At 62.8% G+C, this 21,727-nt stretch carries 20 protein-coding genes and 1 pseudogene; 20 read left to right on the top strand and 1 reads right to left on the bottom strand.

The genetic code is table 11. The annotated features are described in order from the left end of the window. Window positions 1-8 precede the first annotated feature (8 nt). From AC1VVK_RS02465 to AC1VVK_RS02380, 18 genes and pseudogenes are all read left to right on the top strand, one after another. Window positions 9-620, top strand: a pseudogene (locus AC1VVK_RS02465) (NADH-quinone oxidoreductase subunit C); the annotation flags it as partial. 14 nt (window positions 621-634) lie between these two features. Further along, window positions 635-1,846: an NADH-quinone oxidoreductase subunit D gene (locus AC1VVK_RS02460; RefSeq protein WP_132385493.1), complete on the top strand. Its 1,212-nt coding sequence runs from the start codon at window positions 635-637 to the stop codon at window positions 1,844-1,846. Next, window positions 1,843-2,193, top strand: coding sequence for a nuclear transport factor 2 family protein (locus AC1VVK_RS02455; protein ID WP_132385492.1), 351 nt, complete (start codon window positions 1,843-1,845; stop codon window positions 2,191-2,193). Before AC1VVK_RS02460 ends, AC1VVK_RS02455 begins: the two co-directional genes overlap by 4 nt. 13 nt (window positions 2,194-2,206) lie before the next feature. Next, the gene (locus AC1VVK_RS02450; protein ID WP_132385491.1) at window positions 2,207-2,407 is read left to right on the top strand and encodes a hypothetical protein; all 201 of its coding nucleotides are present in this window, start codon (window positions 2,207-2,209) and stop codon (window positions 2,405-2,407) included. Further along, window positions 2,400-3,068: a complex I 24 kDa subunit family protein gene (locus tag AC1VVK_RS02445; protein ID WP_132385490.1), complete on the top strand. Its 669-nt coding sequence runs from the start codon at window positions 2,400-2,402 to the stop codon at window positions 3,066-3,068. The genes AC1VVK_RS02450 and AC1VVK_RS02445 overlap by 8 nt, the downstream gene beginning before the upstream one ends. Beyond that, complete coding sequence (gene nuoF / locus AC1VVK_RS02440; protein WP_132385489.1) at window positions 3,068-4,369, top strand: NADH-quinone oxidoreductase subunit NuoF; 1,302 nt, start codon at window positions 3,068-3,070, stop codon at window positions 4,367-4,369. The genes AC1VVK_RS02445 and nuoF overlap by 1 nt, the downstream gene beginning before the upstream one ends. Further along, window positions 4,369-6,387 carry an NADH-quinone oxidoreductase subunit NuoG gene (gene nuoG, locus AC1VVK_RS02435; protein ID WP_482904234.1) on the top strand — a complete coding sequence of 673 codons (2,019 nt, stop codon included), beginning with the start codon at window positions 4,369-4,371 and terminating at the stop codon, window positions 6,385-6,387. The genes nuoF and nuoG overlap by 1 nt, the downstream gene beginning before the upstream one ends. Then, a complete protein-coding gene (gene nuoH, locus AC1VVK_RS02430) occupies window positions 6,384-7,430 on the top strand; it encodes an NADH-quinone oxidoreductase subunit NuoH (protein ID WP_132385487.1) in 1,047 nt (348 codons plus the stop codon). Before nuoG ends, nuoH begins: the two co-directional genes overlap by 4 nt. After that, a complete protein-coding gene (gene nuoI, locus AC1VVK_RS02425; protein ID WP_132385486.1) occupies window positions 7,427-7,912 on the top strand; it encodes an NADH-quinone oxidoreductase subunit NuoI in 486 nt (161 codons plus the stop codon). Before nuoH ends, nuoI begins: the two co-directional genes overlap by 4 nt. A 12-nt stretch (window positions 7,913-7,924) precedes the next feature. Further along, complete coding sequence (locus AC1VVK_RS02420; protein ID WP_482904233.1) at window positions 7,925-8,542, top strand: NADH-quinone oxidoreductase subunit J; 618 nt, start codon at window positions 7,925-7,927, stop codon at window positions 8,540-8,542. Then, on the top strand, window positions 8,539-8,844 hold the full coding sequence (nuoK, locus tag AC1VVK_RS02415; RefSeq protein WP_132385484.1) for an NADH-quinone oxidoreductase subunit NuoK: 306 nt from the start codon (window positions 8,539-8,541) through the stop codon (window positions 8,842-8,844). Before AC1VVK_RS02420 ends, nuoK begins: the two co-directional genes overlap by 4 nt. A gap of 4 nt (window positions 8,845-8,848) precedes the next feature. Next, complete coding sequence (gene nuoL, locus AC1VVK_RS02410; RefSeq protein ID WP_482904232.1) at window positions 8,849-10,942, top strand: NADH-quinone oxidoreductase subunit L; 2,094 nt, start codon at window positions 8,849-8,851, stop codon at window positions 10,940-10,942. 4 nt (window positions 10,943-10,946) lie between these two features. Further along, complete coding sequence (locus AC1VVK_RS02405; RefSeq protein ID WP_482905104.1) at window positions 10,947-12,479, top strand: NADH-quinone oxidoreductase subunit M; 1,533 nt, start codon at window positions 10,947-10,949, stop codon at window positions 12,477-12,479. Next, on the top strand, window positions 12,479-13,942 hold the full coding sequence (gene nuoN, locus AC1VVK_RS02400) for an NADH-quinone oxidoreductase subunit NuoN (protein ID WP_132385481.1): 1,464 nt from the start codon (window positions 12,479-12,481) through the stop codon (window positions 13,940-13,942). Before AC1VVK_RS02405 ends, nuoN begins: the two co-directional genes overlap by 1 nt. After that, window positions 13,939-14,652 (top strand): biotin--[acetyl-CoA-carboxylase] ligase, encoded by a 714-nt coding sequence (locus tag AC1VVK_RS02395; protein ID WP_482904231.1) that lies wholly within the window; start codon window positions 13,939-13,941, stop codon window positions 14,650-14,652. Before nuoN ends, AC1VVK_RS02395 begins: the two co-directional genes overlap by 4 nt. Before the next feature lie 10 nt (window positions 14,653-14,662). Further along, entirely contained in the window at window positions 14,663-15,442 is a 780-nt protein-coding gene (locus tag AC1VVK_RS02390) for a type III pantothenate kinase (RefSeq protein ID WP_482904230.1), read from the top strand. Beyond that, entirely contained in the window at window positions 15,439-17,064 is a 1,626-nt protein-coding gene (locus AC1VVK_RS02385; protein WP_482904229.1) for a ribonuclease J, read from the top strand. Before AC1VVK_RS02390 ends, AC1VVK_RS02385 begins: the two co-directional genes overlap by 4 nt. Before the next feature lie 9 nt (window positions 17,065-17,073). Then, a complete protein-coding gene (locus AC1VVK_RS02380; RefSeq protein ID WP_132385787.1) occupies window positions 17,074-17,364 on the top strand; it encodes a DUF1467 family protein in 291 nt (96 codons plus the stop codon). Between the two features lie 51 nt (window positions 17,365-17,415). On the opposite strand, the gene AC1VVK_RS02375 is transcribed toward AC1VVK_RS02380, so the two are convergent. Beyond that, window positions 17,416-19,974, bottom strand: a complete 2,559-nt coding sequence (locus AC1VVK_RS02375) for a coiled-coil domain-containing protein (protein ID WP_482904228.1) — start codon at window positions 19,972-19,974, stop codon at window positions 17,416-17,418. Window positions 19,975-20,124: 150 nt separating this feature from the next. Here AC1VVK_RS02375 and AC1VVK_RS02370 point away from each other — a divergent pair, with 150 nt between their 5' ends. Together AC1VVK_RS02370 and AC1VVK_RS02365 are read left to right on the top strand one after the other, a co-directional pair. After that, a complete protein-coding gene (locus tag AC1VVK_RS02370; RefSeq protein WP_482904227.1) occupies window positions 20,125-20,427 on the top strand; it encodes an Hpt domain-containing protein in 303 nt (100 codons plus the stop codon). Further along, a complete protein-coding gene (locus AC1VVK_RS02365; protein WP_482904226.1) occupies window positions 20,428-21,699 on the top strand; it encodes a hypothetical protein in 1,272 nt (423 codons plus the stop codon). The last annotated feature ends 28 nt before the right edge of the window (window positions 21,700-21,727 follow it).

Genomic DNA, 21,727 nt, shown 5'->3' with positions numbered 1-21,727 from the left:
GGACGACGATGACCGTTCTGCATTCCGCCCCGAAGTTCGCTTCGAATGAAGGTGTGATCGAGACGCTCTCGGCCGCGCTGGGCACCATGGTCGAGGCGAGCAAGGAAGAGCACGGCGAAGTCGTGCTCACCGTTGCGCGTAATCAGATCGAAAACGCGCTTCGCCTGCTGCGTGACCATCACGAATACCAGCAGCTGATGGAAATGGCTGGCGTCGACTATCCGTCGCGGCCTGAGCGTTTCGAAGTCGTCTACATGCTGCTCTCGGTGACGAAGAACCATCGCCTCATGGTGAAGGTGAACGCCGCCGAAAGCACGCCGGTGCCGACCGTGACCACGCTATGGCCCAACGCGGGCTGGCTGGAGCGCGAAGTGTTCGACATGTACGGCGTGATCTTCGCCGGCAATCCGGACCTGCGCCGCATTCTGACCGACTATGGCTTCGAAGGGCACCCGTTCCGCAAGGACTTCCCGCTCACCGGCCATGTCGAGTTGCGTTATTCGGAAGAAGACCAGCGCGTGGTCTACGAGCCGGTCAAGCTCGCGCAGGACCTGCGTCAGTTCGACTTCATGAGCCCTTGGGAAGGCGCCGAATACGTGCTTCCGGGCGATGAAAAAGCCGAAGGAGACAAGGCGTGAGCATCCAGCTCGAACAGTCGCCGACCACCGGCGATGAAGTCATCACCAACTACACGATCAACTTCGGTCCACAGCACCCGGCGGCCCACGGCGTGTTGCGCATGGTCATGGAACTCGATGGCGAGATCATCGAGCGCATCGACCCGCACGTCGGCCTGCTGCACCGCGGCACCGAAAAGCTGATCGAACACAAGACGTACCTTCAGGCGCTGCCGTATTTCGACCGTCTGGACTACTGCTCGCCGCTGGGCATGGAGCATTCCTACGTCCTTGCGGTCGAAAAGCTGCTCAACCTCGAAGTTCCGATCCGCGCGCAGTACCTGCGCGTGCTGTTCGCCGAGCTGACCCGCATCTGCAACCACATGCTCAACATCGGTTCGCACGTCATGGACGTGGGCGCGATGACCCCGAACCTGTGGCTGTTCGAAATCCGCGAGGACTGCCTCAACTTCTTCGAACGCGCATCGGGCGCACGCATGCACTCGGCCTGGTTCCGCCCCGGCGGCGTCCACCAGGACGTGCCGCTCAAGCTGCTGACCGACATTGCCGACTGGCTCGACACCCGCCTGCCGGAGCTGTTCGAGGACGCGATGAGCCTCGTGGTCGACAACCGCATCTTCAAGCAGCGCAATGTTGATATCGCGCTGGTGAGCAAGGAAGACGCGCTGGCATGGGGCTTCTCCGGCCCGATGATCCGCGGCGCGGGCATCCCCTGGGATATCCGCAAGTCGCAGCCTTACGACGTCTATGACCGCATGGACTTCGAGATCCCCGTCGGCACCAACTCTGACTGCTACGACCGCTTCATGGTCCGCGTCGAGGAAGTGCGTCAGTCGGCCAAGATCATGAAGCAGTGCCTGGCGCAGATGCCCGAAGGCCCGATCGCTTCTTCCGACCGCAAGGTGGTGCCGCCGAAGCGCGGTGAGATGAAGCAGTCGATGGAATCGCTGATCCATCACTTCAAGCTCTACACCGAAGGCTTCCACGTGCCGGCCGGCGAAGTCTACGTTGCCACGGAAAGTCCGAAGGGCGAATTTGGCGTCTATCTGGTGTCGGACGGCTCCAACAAGCCGTACCGCTGCAAGATCCGCCCGACTGCCTTCTCGCATCTCCAGGCGATGGATTTCATGTCGAAGGGGCACATGCTCCCCGACGCGACCGCCATTCTGGGCGCCATCGACGTGGTGTTCGGGGAGTGCGACCGTTGAGCAAGCTCGCCATCGCCGAAGCCATGATCGCGGCCTACAACGCGCAGGACGCCGATCTTTACGTGACCTACATGACCGACGAAGCCAGCGAAGCGAACTATCGCGGGGCTGTGGTTCGTGAGGGCAAGGAAGGCACGCGCTCTGGCCTCAAGGCGGCTTTCGCCAAGTGGCCCGAGAACAAGGCCGTGATCGTCTCGCGCGAAGAGACCGACAACTATGTCGTCTTCCGCGAGCATGTCACGCGTGGCCCGGCGACGGACGGTTCCGATCTCGTCGAGCCGTTCGACGTTCTGGCCGTCTACAGCTTCGAGGGCGACAAGTGCTCGCGCGTCGAGTTCATCCGGTGAGGGAGGTCTTCCGGTGAAGTTCAACACTCTCGAACTGACTCGTATCTGGGCCGCTGTCACCGGTGTGGCGCTTGCGGTCTGGTATTTTGCCGCCGTCTACCTCGCATTCCAGCCTTCGGCCATGCTGCCGATGATGGTGACTGCGATCGGCGGTTTCGAATTGTTTCTTTTCGGCCAGGACCAGTGGCTGAAGCGCAGAGGTAAGCATGGCTGACCGCTATATCGAACCCGATACGCCCGAACTGCGGGCGCGTTGGGGCAATTTCGCCTGGACTCCGGAAAACGCCGAAAAGGCGAAGGAAGTCGTCGCGCGTTATCCGGAAGGGCGCCAGCGCTCGGCCGTGATGCCGCTGCTCGATCTCGCTCAGCGTCAGGTTGGCGCGGAGCTGAACACGCAGGGCTGGCTGCCGATCCCGGTGATGGAATACATCGCCGCCTATCTCGACATGCCGATCATCCGCGTGGTTGAGGTCGCGACCTTCTATACGATGTACAACATCGCGCCGATCGGCCGTTTCCACGTGCAGGTCTGCGGCACCACGCCGTGCATGCTGCGCGGATCGGACGATCTGCTGGCGACCTGCAAGTCGCGCGGCATGAAGAAGGGCCACATCTCGGAAGACGGCCTCTGGTCGTTCACCGAGGTCGAGTGCATGGGCAACTGCGCCTCGGCCCCGATGGTCCAGATCAACGACGACAACTACGAAGACCTCACGTCCGACCGCCTGAACGCGGTGCTGGACGCGCTGGCGCGTGGTGAAACGCCCAAGGCCGGTACCCAGGATCCCGCCCGTCACACCGTCGAACCGGTGGGCGAGCCGACCAACCTGGCGGCCATGATCACCGAAAACCATGACTATCGGAGTGAGTGGTAATGGCTCTCCTCGATAAAGACCGCATCTTCACCAATCTCTACGGCTATCAGCCGTGGAACCTGAAGGAAGCGCAGGCGCGCGGTGCCTGGGACAACACCAAGGCGCTGATCGAGCGCGGCCGTGATGCTATCATCGACGAGATGAAGGCTTCGGGTCTGCGTGGTCGCGGCGGCGCGGGCTTCCCGACCGGCATGAAGTGGTCCTTCATGCCCAAGCAGCCGCCGCTCGACCAGAACGGCAATCCCAAGCCGAGCTTCCTCGTGATCAACGCGGACGAATCCGAGCCGGGTTCGTGCAAGGATCGCGAGATCATGCGTCACGATCCGCACCTTCTGTTCGAAGGCGCGTTGGTCGCGGGCTTCGCAATGGGTGCGCGCGCGGCCTACATCTACATTCGCGGTGAATACATCCGCGAGGCGGAGACGCTGTTCGCGGCGCGTGAAGAGGCTTACGCAGCCGGCTTGCTGGGCAAGAACGCCTGCGGTTCGGGCTACGATTTCGACGTCTTCGTCCACCGCGGCGCCGGCGCCTACATCTGCGGTGAAGAAACCGCGATGATCGAAAGCCTCGAAGGCAAGAAGGGCCAGCCGCGCCTGAAGCCGCCGTTCCCGGCCGGTGCAGGCCTCTACGGCTGCCCGACCACGGTGAACAACGTCGAATCGATCGCCGTCGCGCCGACGATCCTGCGTCGCGGTGCCGCGTGGTTCTCAAGCTTCGGCCGTGAGAACAACAAGGGCACCAAGCTCTTCCAGATCAGCGGGCACGTGAACCGTCCCTGCGTGGTCGAGGAAGAGATGTCGATCCCGTTCAGCGAGTTGATCGAGCGTCACTGCGGCGGCATTCGCGGGGGCAAGGACAACCTGCTGGCGGTGATCCCCGGCGGTTCGTCGGTTCCGCTGGTCCCGGCTGCCGACATCTGGGATGCCCCGATGGACTTCGACGGCCTGAAGGCCGTCGGCTCGGGCCTCGGTACCGCTGCCGTCATCGTCATGGACAAGTCCACCGACATCGTTCGCGCCATCAGCCGCATCTCGTACTTCTACAAGCACGAGTCCTGTGGCCAGTGCACCCCCTGCCGCGAAGGCACGGGCTGGATGTGGCGCGTGATGGAGCGCCTGCGCACCGGCGACGCGGAAGTCGAGGAAATCGACATGCTGCAGCAGGTGACCAAGCAGGTCGAAGGCCACACCATCTGCGCTCTGGGCGACGCTGCGGCGTGGCCGATCCAGGGCCTGATCCGTCATTTCCGTCCGGAGCTTGAGCGCCGGATCGCCGAAAACGTCCGCGAGGCTGCCGAGTAATGCCCAAGGTCAAAGTCGACGGCGTCGAGATCGACGTCCCCACCGGCGCAACCGTGCTGCAGGCCTGTGAGCTTGCCGGCAAGGAAATCCCGCGCTTCTGCTACCACGAACGCCTGAGCATTGCCGGTAACTGCCGCATGTGCCTGGTCGAAGTGAAGCCCGGACCGCCGAAGCCCCAGGCTTCGTGCGCGCTTCCTGCCGCCGAAGGCCAGGAAATCCGCACGGATTCCGAAATGGTCAAGAAGGCGCGGGAAGGGGTGATGGAGTTCCTCCTCATCAACCACCCGCTCGACTGCCCGATCTGCGATCAGGGCGGCGAATGCGACCTTCAGGACCAGTCCGTTGCCTACGGTCGCGGCGCTTCGCGCTATGACGAGAACAAGCGCGCGGTCACTGAAAAGTACATGGGCCCGCTCATCAAGACGACGATGACGCGCTGCATCCACTGCACCCGCTGCGTGCGCTTCTCGGAAGAGATCGCCGGCGTGGACGAGATCGGCGCGCTTTATCGCGGCGAGAACATGCAGATCACGACTTATCTCGAACATGCTGCCAAGCACGAGATGTCGGCCAACGTGATTGACCTGTGCCCGGTTGGCGCGCTCACCTCGCGTCCCTACGCCTTCGAGGCCCGTCCCTGGGAACTCAAGAAGACGCTGGGCATCGACGTGTCGGACGCCACGGGTGCCAACATCCGCATCGATGCGCGTGGCCGTGAAGTGCTGCGCGTGCTTCCTCGTAACAACGATGACGTGAACGAGGAATGGATCAGCGACAAGGCGCGCTACATGGTCGACGGGCTTACCAAGCGCCGCCTCGACAAGCCGTTCCTGCGCCGTGACGGCAAGCTCGTCGCGGTCAGCTGGAACGAGGCATTCGCTGCCATCGCCACGCTGAACCCGGGCAATTCGATCGCCGCCATGGCTGGCGACATGGTCGATTGCGAAACGATGTTTGCGGCCAAGAAGCTGGTCGGCGCACTCGGTTCGAAGCTTATCGAAGGTCGCCAGACCGGGATGGACTACGCGACCGACAACCTCGCCGCCGTCAACTTCAACACCACGTTCTCGGGTATCGAGACGGCTGACGCGATCCTGATCGCGGGCAGCAACGTGCGCTGGGAAGCCCCGCTGCTCAACGTTCGCCTCCGGAAGGCAGTGAAGCGCGGTGCCAAGGTGTTCCTCGTCGGTCCCGAGTGGGAAACCACTTTCGGCGGCGAGTTCCTTGGCGAAGACCTCTCGGTCCTTGGCAATCTTCCGCAGAACGTCGCCGATGCGCTGTCGAACGCGAAGCGTCCGGCGGTCATCCTCGGCGGTGCGGCGCTCGGCCGTGGTGGTCTGGAAGCGGGCCTCGCGCTCGCCGCCCAGTTCAACCTCGTTCGCGATCTTGAAGATGGCACCAAGTGGAACGGCTTCAATGTCCTCCACATGGCGGCGGCCCGCATGGGCGGCCTGATGCTCGGCTACGCGCAGAAGGGCGGCATTGCCGACCTCGTCGCCGCCAAGCCCAAGGTTCTGCTCGCGCTCGGCGCCGACGAAGTGGACTTCACCAAGTTCGCCGATTCGATGATCGTCTACATCGGTCACCACGGCGACAAGGGTGCCCACGCTGCGGACGTGATCCTGCCGGCTTCGGCCTACACCGAAAAGGCGGGCACGTACGTCAACACCGAAGGCCGCGTGCAGTGGGCTGACAAGGCCGTCTTCGCACCCGGCGACGCGCGTGAAGACTGGACGATCCTGCGTGCGCTCGCGGACGCCTTCGGCGTGTCGGTCGGCTTCGACAGCTTCGATCAGCTGCGAAATGCAATGATCAAGGAAGTTCCTGCACTTGGCAGCGAAGGTCTTGCCGATTACGGGAGCGTTCTGCCCAATGGCGGCGGTTCCGCTGCCGGTCAGATCGCCTATCCGATCAAGGACTTCTACATGACCAACCCGATCGCCCGTGCGAGTGCCGTCATGCAGCGCTGCTCGGCCGAAATCCTGCACGGTGAAGATCTGGCGGAGGCCGCGGAATGACCGCTTTCTTCCAGACTCTCGGGATGAGCCACGAGTGGGCATGGTTCGTGTCCACCGTCTGCGGCATCCTGCTCATCGCGCTGCCGCTGATGCTGGCTGTTGCCATGATCATCTATGTCGACCGCAAGATCTGGGCCGCCATGGCGCTGCGCCGTGGTCCCAACGTGGTCGGCCCGTTCGGCCTGCTTCAGTCCTTCGCGGACGGTCTGAAGGTTTTCCTTCAGGAAACCATCATTCCTTCGGCGTCGAACAAGGGCTTGTTCCTGATCGCGCCGGTTGTCACGTTCACCGTGGCGCTGCTGGCCTGGGCGGTGATCCCGTTCAACTCGGGCGCGGTTCTGGCGGACATCAATGTCGGCCTGCTTTACGTGCTCGCGATCAGCTCGCTCGGTGTCTACGGCACCGTGATGGCGGGTTGGGCATCGAACTCCAAGTACCCGTTCTTCTCGGCGATGCGCGCTTCGGCGCAGATGATCTCGTATGAAGTCTCGATCGGCTTCATCCTGATCTGCGTCGTTCTCTGGGCCGGTACTTTCAACCTCAACGGCATCGTCTGGGCCCAGAAGGGCCACGTTTTCGGGATCATCAACGGCTTCGTCGCGAACCCGCTGCTCTTCCCGATGTGGGTGATGTTCCTGATTTCGGGCATGGCCGAAACGCAGCGCGCTCCCTTCGACCTTACCGAAGCGGAATCCGAGCTCGTTGCCGGTTACCAGACCGAATATTCGTCGATGGCCTTCGCTGCCTACTGGCTGGGTGAATATGCCAATGTGCTCCTGATGTGCGCGCTCAACGCGACGCTGTTCTGGGGCGGATGGCTGCCGCCGCTCGACATTCCCGTTCTCTACCTCGTGCCGGGCTTCATCTGGTTCCTGCTCAAGGTCGCATTCTTCTTCTTCGTGTTCAGCTGGGTGAAGGCGACGGTTCCGCGCTATCGCTATGACCAGCTGATGCGCCTGGGCTGGAAGGTCTTCCTGCCCGTATCGCTGCTGTTCGTTGTTCTCGTCAGCGGCTACCTCATGGCTACCGGACACTTCCAATGACCGTCGGACAACTCATAAAGAGCTTCACGCTCTGGGAGTTCGTGAAGGCGCACTGGCTGACCTTGAAGTATTTCTTCAAGCCCAAGGCGACGATCAACTACCCATTCGAGAAGAACCCGCTTTCGCCGCGCTTCCGTGGTGAGCACGCCCTGCGCCGTTATCCCAACGGCGAGGAACGCTGCATCGCCTGCAAGCTCTGCGAAGCGATCTGCCCGGCGCAGGCGATCACCATCGAAGCCGCGCCGCGTGCCGACGGTTCGCGCCGTACCACGCGCTACGACATCGACATGACGAAGTGCATCTACTGCGGTTTCTGCCAGGAAGCCTGCCCGGTGGATGCGATCGTCGAGGGGCCGAACTTCGAATACGCGACGGAAACGCGCGAGGAACTGCTCTATGACAAGGCCAAGCTACTGGCGAACGGGGACAAGTGGGAGCGTGCGATCGCCGCGAACCTTGAAGCCGACGCGCCGTACCGATAGGGGGCCACGGACATGATCCAGATTATCGCCTTCTACCTTTTCGCGGCGCTGACCATCGCTTCGGCGGTGGCCACCATCGTCTCCCGCAACCCGGTGCATTCGGTGCTGTTCCTGATCCTGGCGTTCTTCAACGCTGCCGGGCTCATGGTTCTTGTCGGCGCCGAGTTCATCGCCATGCTGCTCATCATCGTCTACGTCGGTGCTGTCGCGGTTCTGTTCCTGTTCGTCGTCATGATGCTGGACATCGACTTCGCGGAGCTTCGTGCAGGGTTCGTCAAGAACTTCCCGCTGGGCTTGCTGGTCGCGGCCGTATTGGTCGCCGAACTGCTCGTCGGTCTCGGCGTCCTGAAGTCGGGCGCAATGACGCTCGGCACGCCTGACGGCACGGCAGCGATTCCGGTCGGTGCGTCGAACATCGAGGCCATCGGCGCCCTGATGTATGGCCGCTATCTCTTCCTGTTCGAGGCGGCGGGCCTGATCCTGCTCGTTGCGATGATCGGCGCCATCGTGCTGACCCATCGCCAGCGCACCGACACGCGTGGTCAGAACATCAGCAAGCAGATTGCACGTCGTCCCGACGAAGCGACCGTCAACGTCAAGCCCGAAGTGGGCAAGGGGGTTCAGCTGTGATCGGCATCGAACATTACGTGGCCGTCAGCTCGATCCTTTTCGTGCTCGGCGTCCTCGGTATCTTCCTCAACCGCAAGAACGTCATCGTTCTGCTCATGGCGATCGAACTGATCCTGCTTGCGGTCAACATCAACCTCGTCGCCTTCAGCGCGTTCCTGCACGACCTCACGGGTCAGATCTTCGCGATGTTCGTGCTGACGGTTGCTGCCGGCGAGGCCGCAGTGGGGCTTGCTATCCTCGTGATCTACTTCCGTGGCCGCGGCACGATTGCCGTCGACGACGTCAACCGGATGAAGGGATAAGGCCTTGCACCCGATCCTGATCATCGTCTTCCTGCCATTATTGGCAGCGATCATCGCCGGGCTTGGCAACAAGCAGCTCGGCAACGTCGCGGCGAAGTCCCTGACAACAGGCGCGCTCTTCGTGTCGTGCCTGCTGTCGTGGCCGATTTTCCTGCAGTTCCTCGGCGGCCACGCCGAAGCCAGCGTCGTTCCGGTCCTCAAGTGGGTCCAGTCTGGCGCGATGACCTTCGACTGGGCGCTGCGTGTCGACACGCTGACCGCCGTCATGCTGGTGGTCATCACCTCGGTCTCCGCGCTCGTGCACCTCTATTCGTGGGGCTACATGAGCGAGGAGCCGGATCAGCCGCGCTTCTTCGCGTACCTGTCGCTGTTCACCTTCGCCATGCTCATGCTGGTGACGGCGGACAACCTGGTGCAGATGTTCTTCGGTTGGGAAGGCGTGGGTCTCGCGTCGTACCTTCTGATCGGCTTCTGGTTCCGCAAGCCTTCGGCCTGCGCCGCCGCGATCAAGGCCTTCGTGGTCAACCGCGTGGGTGACCTTGGCTTCATGCTGGGCATCTTCGGCACCTACCTGGTGTTCGGCACGGTCTCGATTCCCGAGATCCTGCACGCAGCGCCGGGCATGGCGGGTTCGACCATCGGCTTCCTCGGCCACCGCTTTGACACGATGACGGTGATTTGCATCCTTCTGTTCATCGGCGCGATGGGCAAGTCGGCGCAGCTCGGCCTGCACACCTGGCTTCCGGACGCGATGGAAGGCCCAACCCCGGTCTCGGCCCTCATTCACGCCGCGACCATGGTCACCGCCGGCGTCTTCATGGTCTGCCGCCTCTCGCCGATGTTCGAGACCAGCGAGACCGCGATGCACCTCGTCGCCTTCGTTGGCGCCTGCACCTGCTTCTTCGCCGCCACCGTGGGCTGCACGCAGTGGGACATCAAGCGCGTGATCGCGTACTCGACCTGCTCGCAGCTCGGTTACATGTTCTTCGCCGCCGGCGTCGGCGCCTATGGCGCGGCCATGTTCCACCTGTTCACGCACGCGTTCTTCAAAGCACTGCTGTTCCTTGGTGCCGGTTCGGTCATCCACTCGATGCACCACGAGCAGGACATGCGCTTCTACGGCGGCCTGCGTAAGCATATCCCGATCACCTTCTGGGCGATGACGGCGGGTACGCTGGCCATCACCGGCGTGGGTATCGCAGGTTTCGCGGGCTTCGCAGGCTTCCACTCGAAGGACGCGATCCTCGAAGCAGCCTTCGGTTCGGGCACCCAGATCGGTGGTTTCGCCTTCTGGATGGGCATCGCTGCCGCGCTCATGACGAGCTTCTATTCGTGGCGCCTGGTCTTCCTGACCTTCTTCGGCAAGCCGCGCTGGATCCAGTCGGAGCACATTCAGCACGCCGTTCATGACGCGCATGGCCATGGTCATGACGATCATGCTCACGATGGCCATGAGCACGCTGAGGACGAAGATTCGCATGCGAGCGAAGAAATCGGTTCGCGCGGTCCGGACTACACGCAGCACGGCGACGGCACGGGTGGCTACCACCCGCACGAAAGCCCGCCGGTCATGCTGCTGCCGCTGATCATCCTCTCGTTGGGTGCGATCTTTGCCGGCTTTATTTTCCAGCATGCCTTCGTCTCCGAAGGAGAGGGCGAGTTCTGGAAGGGCGCACTGGTCTTCCACGAACACCTGATCCACGCGATGCATGGCGTTCCGACCTGGGTGAAGTGGGCTCCGTTCACGGTGATGGCGCTGGGCCTGCTGACCGCATGGTACGGCTACATGAAGAATCTCTCGTTCCCCAAGGCAGTCGCCGAACAGCTCGGGCCGGTTTACACCTTCGTGTACCGCAAGTGGATGTTCGACGAACTCTACAACACGATCTTCGTCCGTCCCGCTTTCTGGCTCGGCAAGGTGTTCTGGAATGTCCTGGACATCGGCGTGATCGACAAGTTCGGTCCCGACGGTGCGGCCTGGGTCGTCGCCAGGGGTTCGACTTACGCGCAGAAGGTCCAGTCGGGCTATCTGTACAGCTACGCACTTGTCATGCTGATCGGCGTCGTTGCCGCCATCAGCTGGGTGATCGCGGGATAAGATGATGAGTGGTTTTCCGATCCTCAGTCTGATGTTGCTGGTGCCGCTCGCGGCGGCACTGGCTTGTCTCTACCTTGATGCCAAATCGGCCCGAGTGGTGGCGCTTGTCGCCACCCTCGCGGACCTTGCTCTTGGCATTGTCCTCTGGATGAACTTCGACATTGGCGGAGCGCAGTGGCAGTTCACGGAACGGCATGAGCTGTTCTCGGGCTTTTCCTACGCTCTCGGCATCGATGGCATTGCGCTGCTGCTGATCCTGCTTTCGGTCTTCCTCATGCCGATCTGTATCGGTGCGAGCTGGAACTCGATCGAGAAGCGCGTCGGCGAATACATGGCCGCTTTCCTGCTCATGGAAACGCTGATGATCGGCGTCTTCGCGGCACAGGATATCTTCCTGTTCTACATGTTCTTCGAAGCCGGCCTGATCCCGATGTACCTTATCATCGGTATCTGGGGTGGTGCGGACCGTATCTACGCTGCTTACAAGTTCTTCCTCTACACGCTGCTCGGTTCTGTGCTGATGCTCGTGGCGATGCTGTGGATGGTCCACACTGCCGGCACGACCTCGGTTCCTGCGCTGATGGCTTATGACTTCGATCCGCAGGCTCAGACCTGGCTGTTCCTCGCCTTCTTCGCCAGCTTCGCGGTGAAGATGCCGATGTGGCCGGTCCACACCTGGCTTCCGGCGGCGCACGTTCAGGCGCCGACCGCTGGCTCGGTGATCCTGGCAGGCGTGCTACTGAAGATGGGTGGCTACGGCTTCATCCGCTTCTCGCTGCCGATGTTCCCCGAAGCTTCGGCCTACTTCGCGCCGCTGGTGTGGGGTCTCTCGATGGCCGCTGTCGTTATCACCTCGCTGATCGCGCTGGTGCAGAGCGACATGAAGAAGCTGATCGCCTATTCGTCGGTCGCTCACATGGCGATCGTGACCATCGGTCTCTTCGCCTTCAACCCGCAGGGCCTCGAAGGTTCGATGCTGGTCATGCTGAGCCACGGCCTCGTCTCGGGCGCGCTGTTCCTTTGCGTGGGCATCATCTACGACCGCCTGCACACCCGTGAGATCGTCCGTTACGGTGGTCTTGCCATCAACATGCCGCGTTATGCGCTGTTCTTCCTGCTCTTCACGATGGCCTCGATCGGCCTTCCGGGCACCAGCGGTTTCGTCGGCGAATTCCTGAGCCTTGGCGGCATTTACCAGGCATCGAGCTGGACGGCGCTGATCTGCACCACCGGTATCATCCTGGGCGCTGCCTACATGCTCTACCTCTATCGCCGGATCGCCTTTGGCGACCAGAAGAACGCCGATGCCGCCGCCATGGCCGACCTCGACGTCCGCGAACTGCTTATGGTGGTTCCGCTGGGCCTCGCGGTGCTGTGGATGGGCGTCTATCCCGAGAGCTTCATTGCTCCGATGCGCGCCGACATTGCCGCGCTCGACGCCCGGATTGCGCGTGCAAAGCCGGAAGGAGACGCCAAGTTGGCCATGGGCAAGGAAAAGCCTGCGCATGAAGAAGCTGCGCATGAGGGGGCACACTGATGGACTGGTCGCAGTCACTGCGCCTGATCGCGCCTGAAGAAACGCTGAGCTTCGCAAGCCTCGTCTTGCTCCTGATCGCCGCCTGGGGTGGTGACAAGGCTGCCCGGTTGATCTCCGTTCTCGCCGTGGCGGCGCTCGTCGCCGCCGGCGTCCTCGTCGCCCCCGCGCTTTGCGGCGGTGCCATGGGCGTCGAAACTTACGCCTTCTTCGGCCAGTTCAAGGCCGACGCTTTCGCTTCCTTCGCGAAAGTGCTGATCTACATCTCTGCCGCCGTTTCGATCATGGTCGCTCCGGCCTACTTCGATCGCTTCAAGGCGATGCGTGCCGAATATCCGGTGCTCGTCGTTCTGGCGGCGATCGGCATGAGCATGATGGTTTCGGCAACGAACCTCATCACGCTCTACATCGGCCTGGAGATGAACTCGCTCGCCGCCTACGTCCTGGCCGCGTTCCTGCGCACCGATGGTCGTTCGGCCGAAGCGGGCCTCAAGTACTTCGTGCTGGGCGCGCTGGCTTCGGGCATCCTGCTGTTCGGCATGAGCCTGACGTACGGGTTCGCAGGCACGACGTCGTTCGACGGCATCAGCGCCTCGATGGCGCATGGCCTCTCGCATGGCGCCCTGTTCGGCCTCGTGTTCGTCTTCGCCGGTCTTGCCTTCAAGATCAGCGCCGTACCGTTCCATATGTGGACGCCGGACGTTTACGAAGGTGCACCGACCCCGGTGACCACGCTCTTCGCAACGGCCCCCAAGGTCGCCGCGATGGCGCTTACCATGCGCGTTGCCATCGAAGCCTTCGGTGAACAGGCGCATGCCTGGCAGCAGATCGTTGTCTTCGCAGCACTCGCTTCGATCGTGATCGGTGCTCTTGGCGCGATGCGTCAGTCGAACATCAAGCGACTGATGGCCTATTCGTCGATCAACAACGTCGGCTTCATGCTGGTCGGCCTCGCGGTGGCAACGCCGGAAGGCATCTCGGCGATGCTGTTCTACCTCGCGATCTATGTTGCGATGTCGATTGGCGGTTTTGTCATGATCCTGATGCTTGCCGACGAAAACGGCAATCCGGTCGAGGATCTCGGCAAGATGGCCGGCCTGTCGCGCACCCGTCCGGGCCTTGCCCTGGCGCTGGCGATGATCATGTTCAGCCTTGCCGGTATCCCGCCGATGTTCGGCTTCTGGGGCAAGTTCCTGGTCTTCAAGGCCGCGGTTGACGGCGGCATGATCGCGCTCGCCGCGCTGGGCTTTGCGGCTTCCGTGATCGGCGCTTTCTACTACCTCAAGGTCGTCAAGATCATGTACTTCGACGAACCGGCCGACGTGGTGAAGGGCCAGAGCGACATCTGGCACAAGCTCGTCCTCGTGGGTTCGTGCGTGGTCATTTCGCCGCTGGGCTTCCTGCTCACCCGCTGGCTGGGCCATCTGGCTGACACCGCTGCGGCGGCGCTCTTCTCCGGCCTTTGATAGAGGTCGTCGAAGAGACCGCTTCGACCAATGCCGATCTCGTCCGGCGCCTCGGCGCCGGCGAGGGCATTGCTGAAGGGTTCTGGCTACGCGCGGTGCGACAAAGCGCCGGGCGCGGGCGTCGCGGCAAGGAATGGTCCTCGCCTGAGGGCAATCTCTACGCCAGCACTGTCATCGCGCTTCGCGCCGATGACCCGGCGGCTCATACGCTGGCTTTCGTGGCGGCGCTCGCCGTCCGTGACCTGATTGCCGCGCTGCTACCTGCGGAAGCGGGCGTTCAACTCAAATGGCCCAACGACGTTCTTGTCGCGGGCGCCAAGATCAGCGGCATTCTGCTGGAACGCTGCGGCGATCATGTGATCGTTGGCATCGGTATCAACCTTGTATCCGCCCCCGAACTGGCCGACCGCGCTACGGCGTCGGTACTGGCTTCGGGTGGAAGCGATGTCGATGCGCAAAAAGTGCTCGAAAAGCTGGCGACTGCTTATGCGAGGCGTCTCTCGCAATGGCGGAGCGAAGGGCTTTCGGCCACGCTGGGGGCCTGGCAGCAGCATGCCTATCCGCAAGGCACGCCTCTGAAGGTTGTGCTGGACGGGGAAGGGGAGGCGCTCGGCGCTTTCGCCGGGCTTGACCCCGACGGTGCTCTGCGCTTGCGTCTGCCGGACGGAAGCCTACGTGTCATCCATGCGGGCGACGTCTCGCTGGTCTGAAGGAATTCCGATGCTGCTCGCGATCGATGCCGGCAATACCAATGTCGTTTTCGCGCTCTTCGAAGGGCGCACGCTGCGAGGCCGCTGGCGCATTGCGACCGATCCGCGCCGTACGGGCGACGAATATGCGGTCTGGCTGATGCAGTTGCTGGCGATCCGCGGCGTCGATCCCAAGGCGGTGGACAGCATCATCATCTCCACTGTGGTGCCGCGCGCGCTGCACAATCTGGAGATCCTCTGCCGCCACTATTTCGAAGTGGAGCCGCTGATCGCGGGGCAAGGCAAGGCCGACTACGCGATCGATATCGACGTTGACGAGCCGCGCTCGCTGGGTGCCGACCGTGCGGTCAATGCGATTGCCGCGCATGAACGCCACGGCGGCGATCTTATCGTCGTCGATTTTGGCACGGCCACGACTTTGGACGTGGTTGACTATCATGGCGCCTACAAAGGTGGCATTATCGCGCCGGGCATCAATCTTTCGCTGGACGCGCTGGTCGGCAATACCGCCAAGCTCCCGCGCATTGCCATCGCCGTGCCGCAGAGCAAGTCGGTGATCGGCCGCAATACCGAAGACCAGATGCTGATCGGGGTATTCTGGGGCTACGTCGCCATGATGGAAGGCCTGATTGCCCGCATGCGTGCGGAAATCGGCCGTCCCGCCAAAGTAATCGCCACCGGCGGTCTCGCCGTTCTGTTCGACAAGGCGACGGACATCTTCGATGCCGTCGATGCCGACCTGACGCTTGAGGGCCTCGCCATACTTGCCGAGAGGGCTGTAAAGAAGTGATACCGGGTAACGAACTGCTGTTTTGCGCGCTGGGTGGTTCCGGCGAGATTGGCATGAACGTCAATCTCTATGGCTGCCAGGGCAAGTGGCTGATGGTCGATCTCGGCATGACTTTCGGCATGAACGAGTACCCGGGCGTCGATCTCGTCTTCGCGGACCTCGAATTCATCGAGGATGAGCGCGAGAACCTGCTGGGCATCGTCCTGACCCATGCGCACGAAGACCACATCGGCGCGGTACCCTATTTCGCCGAGGCGCTCGACGTACCGATTTATGCGACCCCTTTCACCGCGCGTCTTGTCGCGGCGAAGCTGGAGGAAGCGGGCATCCTCGGTGAGGTCGAACTGATCGTGGTCGAGGATCTCGAACGCTTCGAACTCGGGCCGTTCGGTATCCGCTATGTGCCGCTGGCGCATTCGATCGCGGAAGGCAACGCGCTGCTGATCGACACGCCTTACGGCAAGATTTTCCACACCGGCGACTGGAAGCTCGATGACGAGCCGCAAGTTGGCACGCCGACGACCGCGGAAGAATTGACGGCGATCGGTGACGAGGGCGTGCTCGCGCTCGTCTGCGATTCGACTAACGTGTTCAATCCGCAGGCGTCGGGCTCCGAAGGCGAGGTCTATCGTGGGCTGCTGGAGGAAGTGAAGTCGCATCGCGGCAGGCGTGTGCTCGTCACGACTTTCGCCTCCAATGTGGCGCGGCTTCAGACGCTGGGCGATGTGGCCCGCAAGACCGGGCGCAAGCTCTGCGTGGCCGGGCGTTCGCTGGATCGAATCATCGAGACGGCAAAAGCCAGCGGCTATCTGGAGAAGCTGCCCGAACTGATCGACATCGATACCGCGATGGACCTGCCGCGCGGCGAGGTCCTGATCGTCGCCACCGGCGGGCAGGGCGAGGCGCGTGCGGCGCTGGCGCGTATTTCGGAGGGCAACCATCCGATCAAGCTTGAAGCGGGCGATGTCGTATTGTTCTCGAGCCGCCAGATCCCCGGCAACGAGATCGCCATCGGCCGCATCCAGAACCGTCTTTCGGATTCCGGCATAGTTATCGTCACCGACCGCCAGAGCACCATCCACGTATCCGGACATCCCGGCCGTCCGGAGCTTCAGGCACTCTATGGCTGGATCCGGCCCGAAATCCTTGTTCCGGTTCACGGAGAGGTACGGCACATGCGCGAACAGGCGCGGCTTGGTCTCGCGAGCGGTATTCCCAAGGCCCTGTTCCAGAAAAATGGCGACCTCGTGCGCCTTGCGCCAAGCCATCCCGGAAAATTCGGTGAAGTGCGCTCGGGCCGCCTGGTGCTCGATGGCGATATCATCGCGCCCGCGGATGGCGATGCGATGGTGATGCGCCGCCGGATTTCCTTCAACGGCGTGGTCTCGGTCGCAGCCGACCGGAAGGGCAACGTGCAGGTTGCCGCAATCGGGTTGCCGCTCGATGAGGACTACGAGAAGTTCGTCGAAGAAGCGCAGCAGGATGTCGTCAATGCGCTTGGCAGGGCGAAGAAGTCTGACCGCGAAGTTCGGGTCGAGGCGGCGCGGCTTGCCGCGCGCCGGGCAGCGACGCGCTGGTCCGGAAAGAAGCCGCAAGTGCAGGTTCTGCTGCTGGAGGATTGAGCGATGGCCATGCAATGGACTTCGATGATTGCGATTTACGGCCTGTTCTGGGTCCTGGCCGCGTTCCTCGTCATGCCGTTCGGCCTGCGCACACCCGATGAGGTGACGGGCTATCGGGTCGAGAAGGGGCACGCCAACAGTGCGCCGGTGAACTTCCGCCCGAAGCTTATCGCCAAGCGCGCCACGGTCCTGGGACTGGTGCTTTTCGGGCTCTATTACATGAATTACGCCGAGCAGTGGGTCACTGCCGACGATCTCAATGTTTTCGGGCAGCCGCCGGTGAAAGATATCGGCTACTGATCCTGGAAGGTCGGACGCGAGGCTGTTCCAGCCTTGCGGCTCCGGCCCAAATCAATTGCGCAGCCGCTCGATAGCCTGTGCCAGCGCCACGTAAAGCTTGCCCATGTCCGATGAGAGCAGGGTGACGCCCAAGGCATTGCCGTCGCGTGTCGAAAGTACCTGACGCAGGATCGCCTCGAAATCGTGGATGTAGCGGCTGACGTGCTCGCGGAAGGCAGTCTCGTGCTCGAACAGATGCTGGATCGACTTGACCTCGCCCGCATCGAGCAGGGCTACCGCGCGGCGCGTGAAGATGCCGCGATCGCCGCGAAGATAGGCAGCCCAGGCCGTATCGGATACGTCGGCCGAGAGCGACGTGGCAATGTCGATCGCGTTCGAATTGAGCGACTCGGTAATGAGCGCGACGCGCCGGGCAAAATCGTTGTCGATTTCCTCTTCGGCCCGTTCGCGCGCTTGGGCGACGCGGTTTTCCAGGTTGCCGACGAGTTCGTCCACTTTCGCAAGCTGGTCGCGAAGCTGGATCGTGGCCTCGCGCGTGGCGCCCGAAGCATGGGCGACGGCCTGATCCAACTGGCCGGTCACTTCCGCCACACGCTGGCGCATGGCCTTGTCGATGGCCTGTGCGCTTTCGTCACCAAGCTCTTGCGCCACGCGGGCGATGCGCTCGGCACTATCGCCCTCGATGGCTTCGACAGATCCCGCAAGCGCTGCCTGCAAAGCCGAAACGGCATCGCGAAGCTCGCCTTGCGCCTTTCCGGCGGCATCGTCCGTGGCGATTTCGATGGCGGAGACCGACTGGCGCAGTTCGTCCAGCAGCTTACCGTGAGCGGTACCGCTGCGTGCCAGTTCGGCTTGTGCCTCGGCAAGCTCGGTGGTGAGGGCCTTGAGGCCGAGACCGGAAGTCTCGATCGTCCCGGCGAGTTCCAGGCCATTGCCGGCCGATTCCCTCAGCGATGCGAGGAGGGCGGCGATCCCCGCTTGGAGGCGATTCAGCCGATCCTCGGATAGGGCGAGGGATTCGGGCAAGTCATTGTGGGCATATCGTGCGCTGCCCTGAATCAGTTCGAGCAGGCGGACGCTGGCTTGGGTGAGCGATTCCACATCGCCATCGGTCGCCGCAAGCGTTGCCCGAGCGGCGGTGAGGCGTTCAGTGAGCGAGCCGAGGCTGCCGGTGAGGCGGCTCTCGATATTTTCGCTGGTGACAGCAATGGCATCGAACCGGGCCTGATAGCGCTCCAGTTCAGCGGTGATAGCACCGGCCCGCTCGCCCAGCGTCGCGGCTTGCAGGCGATGGCGTTCGAGCCTTTCGGAAATCCCCGCGTCAAGATCGCCGAGCATGGCTTCGATGCGGGTAATCGCGGCCCGTTCGAGTTCGGACTGGCGTGACTGGCGCGCATCGAGTTCCGCAGCGAGCCGCTCACGGCGAGCTGCAATTGTGCCGTCGAGTTGCTCGGCATCGGCAGCGATGGCGTTCAATGAGGCCTTGAGCGCGCCGATAGTGGCGTCCTGTGTACGGGTGATGCCACGGCCGACTTCGCGCTGCTCGTCCTCAAGCTCTTCCAGCGCCTTCCGCCAGTCTTCCGCGGCGCGACCCTCGCTGTCACGCAGCGCGCGGGAAACGACATCGCTCTCCTCACGCAGGGCGATGAGCCGGGCGCGCAGGGAGGTGAGGCTCTCTTCCTCATGCCGATCGAGTTGTGCGCGCGTTTCGGCGATCTCGGTTTCCAGCGCGTTGGCGCGCGTGCGGATACCCGCGAGTGCTTCCACCTCATGCCGTTCGAGTTCGGTGCGGAACGCCTCGCCACGTTCGTTCAGAACGGTGAAGCGTTCGTCCGCCAGCGTGCCCATGCGGTCGGTGCGGGTGGTGAATTCGTCGAGCGCTGTCGCCACCGCTTCACGCAGGCGCGAGACCTGCCGTTCGCTGGCGGAGCCGAACTCGTTGAGGCGGTTGAAACCGTTGATCATGTCCTCAAGCTGGACATGCGCCGCCCGGCCGGCGTTGCCGATGTTATTGGTGACGTCCTTGGCAGAGCTGGCGATCACGGGGAGCTGGCTGCGCAGCTTCTCCATGTTGTCGAGCGCGGTCGCGCTGACAGTGCTGATCGAATCAACCTGGCCGCCATTTTCGCGGATAAGATCCTGCAATCGTTCGGCATTTTGCGAAAGACGCTCGGTAGCGATGCGGCCCAATGCTTCAAGATCGCGGGACTGCGCGGCCACGAACTCCCGCGCGAGGCTCAGCTCGCGGTTCACGGCAGTCAGCCGCTTTTCGAGATTCGCGGATTCGCGCGACAGCGTCCGTGCGACATCGCCGAAGCGTTTACCTTCGCGCGCGCTGTGGCGCATGGCAAGCAGCCAGACGAGGCCGATCAGCAGCAAGGGAACCGCCCAGGTCGTCACCATCGCCGGGATCGCCACCAGTGGCAGGCTATTCAGGAGCGGCCATTGCGATCCCAGGAAGAAACCGGTCCAGGCTGCGGCGGTAAAGGCGGCGAGGGCAGGCAGCAGCCACTTTGGCGCACCGGTTCCACGCGTCAACGCTGCCGGCGCCAGCGCGCGATGCCATTCTTCCTGCGACAGGGGCATGGCATCGCCTTCGTTTTCCGTCATGGGAGGCTGCGAAACCGCTGCGGCATCGCCATTTTCACTATGGTTCGCGCCGAACGCGATGATCCTGTTTTCCCCGGACATGGCGGCAGGATACCATGTGTGATCCTCCAATAAACCCCACTTTAACCCTTCTCGGATTAAGCTGGGGAAATGGCATATGAAGCAGGTGCACTCGAAGCAACGCTGTCGGCAGCGGCAGGCGGGGACGCGGATCTTTTCGCGGAACTGCGCGCGTCTTACGTCGAAAGCGTGGACCGGCAAGTGGATCTGCTCGTGCGCGCCCGCTGCGACGGAAACTGGCAAATGGCGGCGATGCGGCTCAAGGGCATCGCGGCCAGCTTCCACAGCGCCTCGCTGCTGATGCTGGCCGATGAGGCGTTGGACGCGGCTCCGGGCGACCCGGCGGTGGTTCGCCGCCTTCGTGCTTATATCGCCGAGTTTTCCGCCGACTGATTGCAGGCATACGCTTGGCACTCGCGCGTCCCATGTTTACATGGTGCGGGGTCGCTGGAGGGTTACAAGCTGCGCATCGCATTGCTGGCCATGACGGAGCCCGCGGGAGCGGGTCAGCCGGTCCCACGCGCGTTCCTGCGTGTGGGCGGGGCTATGCTTGCCCGGCACCAGCTTGGCCTTGCGCTGGCTATGGATTGCCAGAGGGTGATCTGCATCGCGCGCGGCGCTTCGCCGGAACTCATCGCGCTTCAGCACGCGGCTGAGGATGCCGGGCTGCAATTCTACATTTCTACCGGTTCCCGCTCGCTTTCCGGGCTGGTAACCGCCAATGACGAACTCGTCGTCGTCAGCGAGGGGCTCTTTGCCGAGCCGGCGCGCGCGGTTTCGCTGTTCGACGGGCCCGCCCCGGCGGTGCTGGTTCAACCCGTTGAAGGCGCGCTGGCCGAAGGGTTCGAGCGGATCGATCTCAATCGGGCGGGGGCCGGGCTGATGCAGATTCCCGGACGCCTGGTCGAGCACCTTCACGAACTTCCTGCCGATTGCGACGTGCCTTCCGCGCTGATGCGTATCGCACTGCAATCCGGCATTCCGATGCGCGAGATACCCGCCGATGCAAGGGCTGGGGCGAACTGGCGCATGATTCGCACCGAGGCTGAGGCGCACGCGGTCGAAACCGAGTGGTTGCGCACACGGTTCGGCGAAGGGGAGCCGATGTCTCCGGGGCAAGCGATTGCGCGCCAAGGCGTAGTGGCGTTCGGCTCTTCGCTGCTTCACGCCGGCAATGCGAGCAATGCTCTGAGCGCCGCGGTACTTGTGGTGCTGGCGATTTCCGGCGGTCTTGCGTGGTTTGGGACGCTTTCGGTCGCGTTTCTGTTCGCATCGCTCGGCGCTATCCTTGTCGAGGCGAGCCGACTGATCCGCTCTGCCGAACGTCAGGCGCTGGGGCAGCTTCCTCCCGCGATTCCGCGAGCCCACGTACTCGGTTGGGTGATTGATGCGACTTTTGGACTTCTGATTCTCGCCAGTGTCCCCCGGCTTTTCGGCGAAAGCCTTCTGTCCTGGATGTTTCCTCCCACAATGTTGATGATGTTGTTGGCCTTGGTGCCGCGCGTCGTCAGCGGGCCGGCAACGCGGCTTGCGGGGGACAGGGCGCTGCTTGGCGTTGTGCTGGCGTTTGCTGCCGGTTTCGGGCAGGTTGAACCCATTGTGGAGGTTCTGGCAGTTGCTCTGGTCATCCTTGGCATGGCTCTTCCGCTGCGCAGAAAAGGCTAACCGGGGCTTAACCAAATACAGGGTATTA

The organism is Novosphingobium sp. BL-S-32 (assembly GCF_056857055.1).
This window is presented reverse-complemented; position numbering and strand designations above follow the sequence as displayed.

Excerpts from the sequence above, each read along its gene's own strand:
- AC1VVK_RS02445 (WP_132385490.1), top strand. The coding sequence starts at position 2,400 with ATGGCTGACCGCTATATCGAACCCGATACGCCCGAACTGCGGGCGCGT.
- nuoF (WP_132385489.1), top strand. The coding sequence starts at position 3,068 with ATGGCTCTCCTCGATAAAGACCGCATCTTCACCAATCTCTACGGCTAT.
- nuoG (WP_482904234.1), top strand. The coding sequence starts at position 4,369 with ATGCCCAAGGTCAAAGTCGACGGCGTCGAGATCGACGTCCCCACCGGC.
- nuoH (WP_132385487.1), top strand. The coding sequence starts at position 6,384 with ATGACCGCTTTCTTCCAGACTCTCGGGATGAGCCACGAGTGGGCATGG.
- nuoI (WP_132385486.1), top strand. The coding sequence starts at position 7,427 with ATGACCGTCGGACAACTCATAAAGAGCTTCACGCTCTGGGAGTTCGTG.
- AC1VVK_RS02420 (WP_482904233.1), top strand. The coding sequence starts at position 7,925 with ATGATCCAGATTATCGCCTTCTACCTTTTCGCGGCGCTGACCATCGCT.
- AC1VVK_RS02405 (WP_482905104.1), top strand. The coding sequence starts at position 10,947 with ATGAGTGGTTTTCCGATCCTCAGTCTGATGTTGCTGGTGCCGCTCGCG.
- nuoN (WP_132385481.1), top strand. The coding sequence starts at position 12,479 with ATGGACTGGTCGCAGTCACTGCGCCTGATCGCGCCTGAAGAAACGCTG.
- AC1VVK_RS02390 (WP_482904230.1), top strand. The coding sequence starts at position 14,663 with ATGCTGCTCGCGATCGATGCCGGCAATACCAATGTCGTTTTCGCGCTC.
- AC1VVK_RS02380 (WP_132385787.1), top strand. The coding sequence starts at position 17,074 with ATGCAATGGACTTCGATGATTGCGATTTACGGCCTGTTCTGGGTCCTG.
- AC1VVK_RS02375 (WP_482904228.1), bottom strand. The coding sequence starts at position 19,974 with ATGACGGAAAACGAAGGCGATGCCATGCCCCTGTCGCAGGAAGAATGG.
- AC1VVK_RS02370 (WP_482904227.1), top strand. The coding sequence starts at position 20,125 with ATGGCATATGAAGCAGGTGCACTCGAAGCAACGCTGTCGGCAGCGGCA.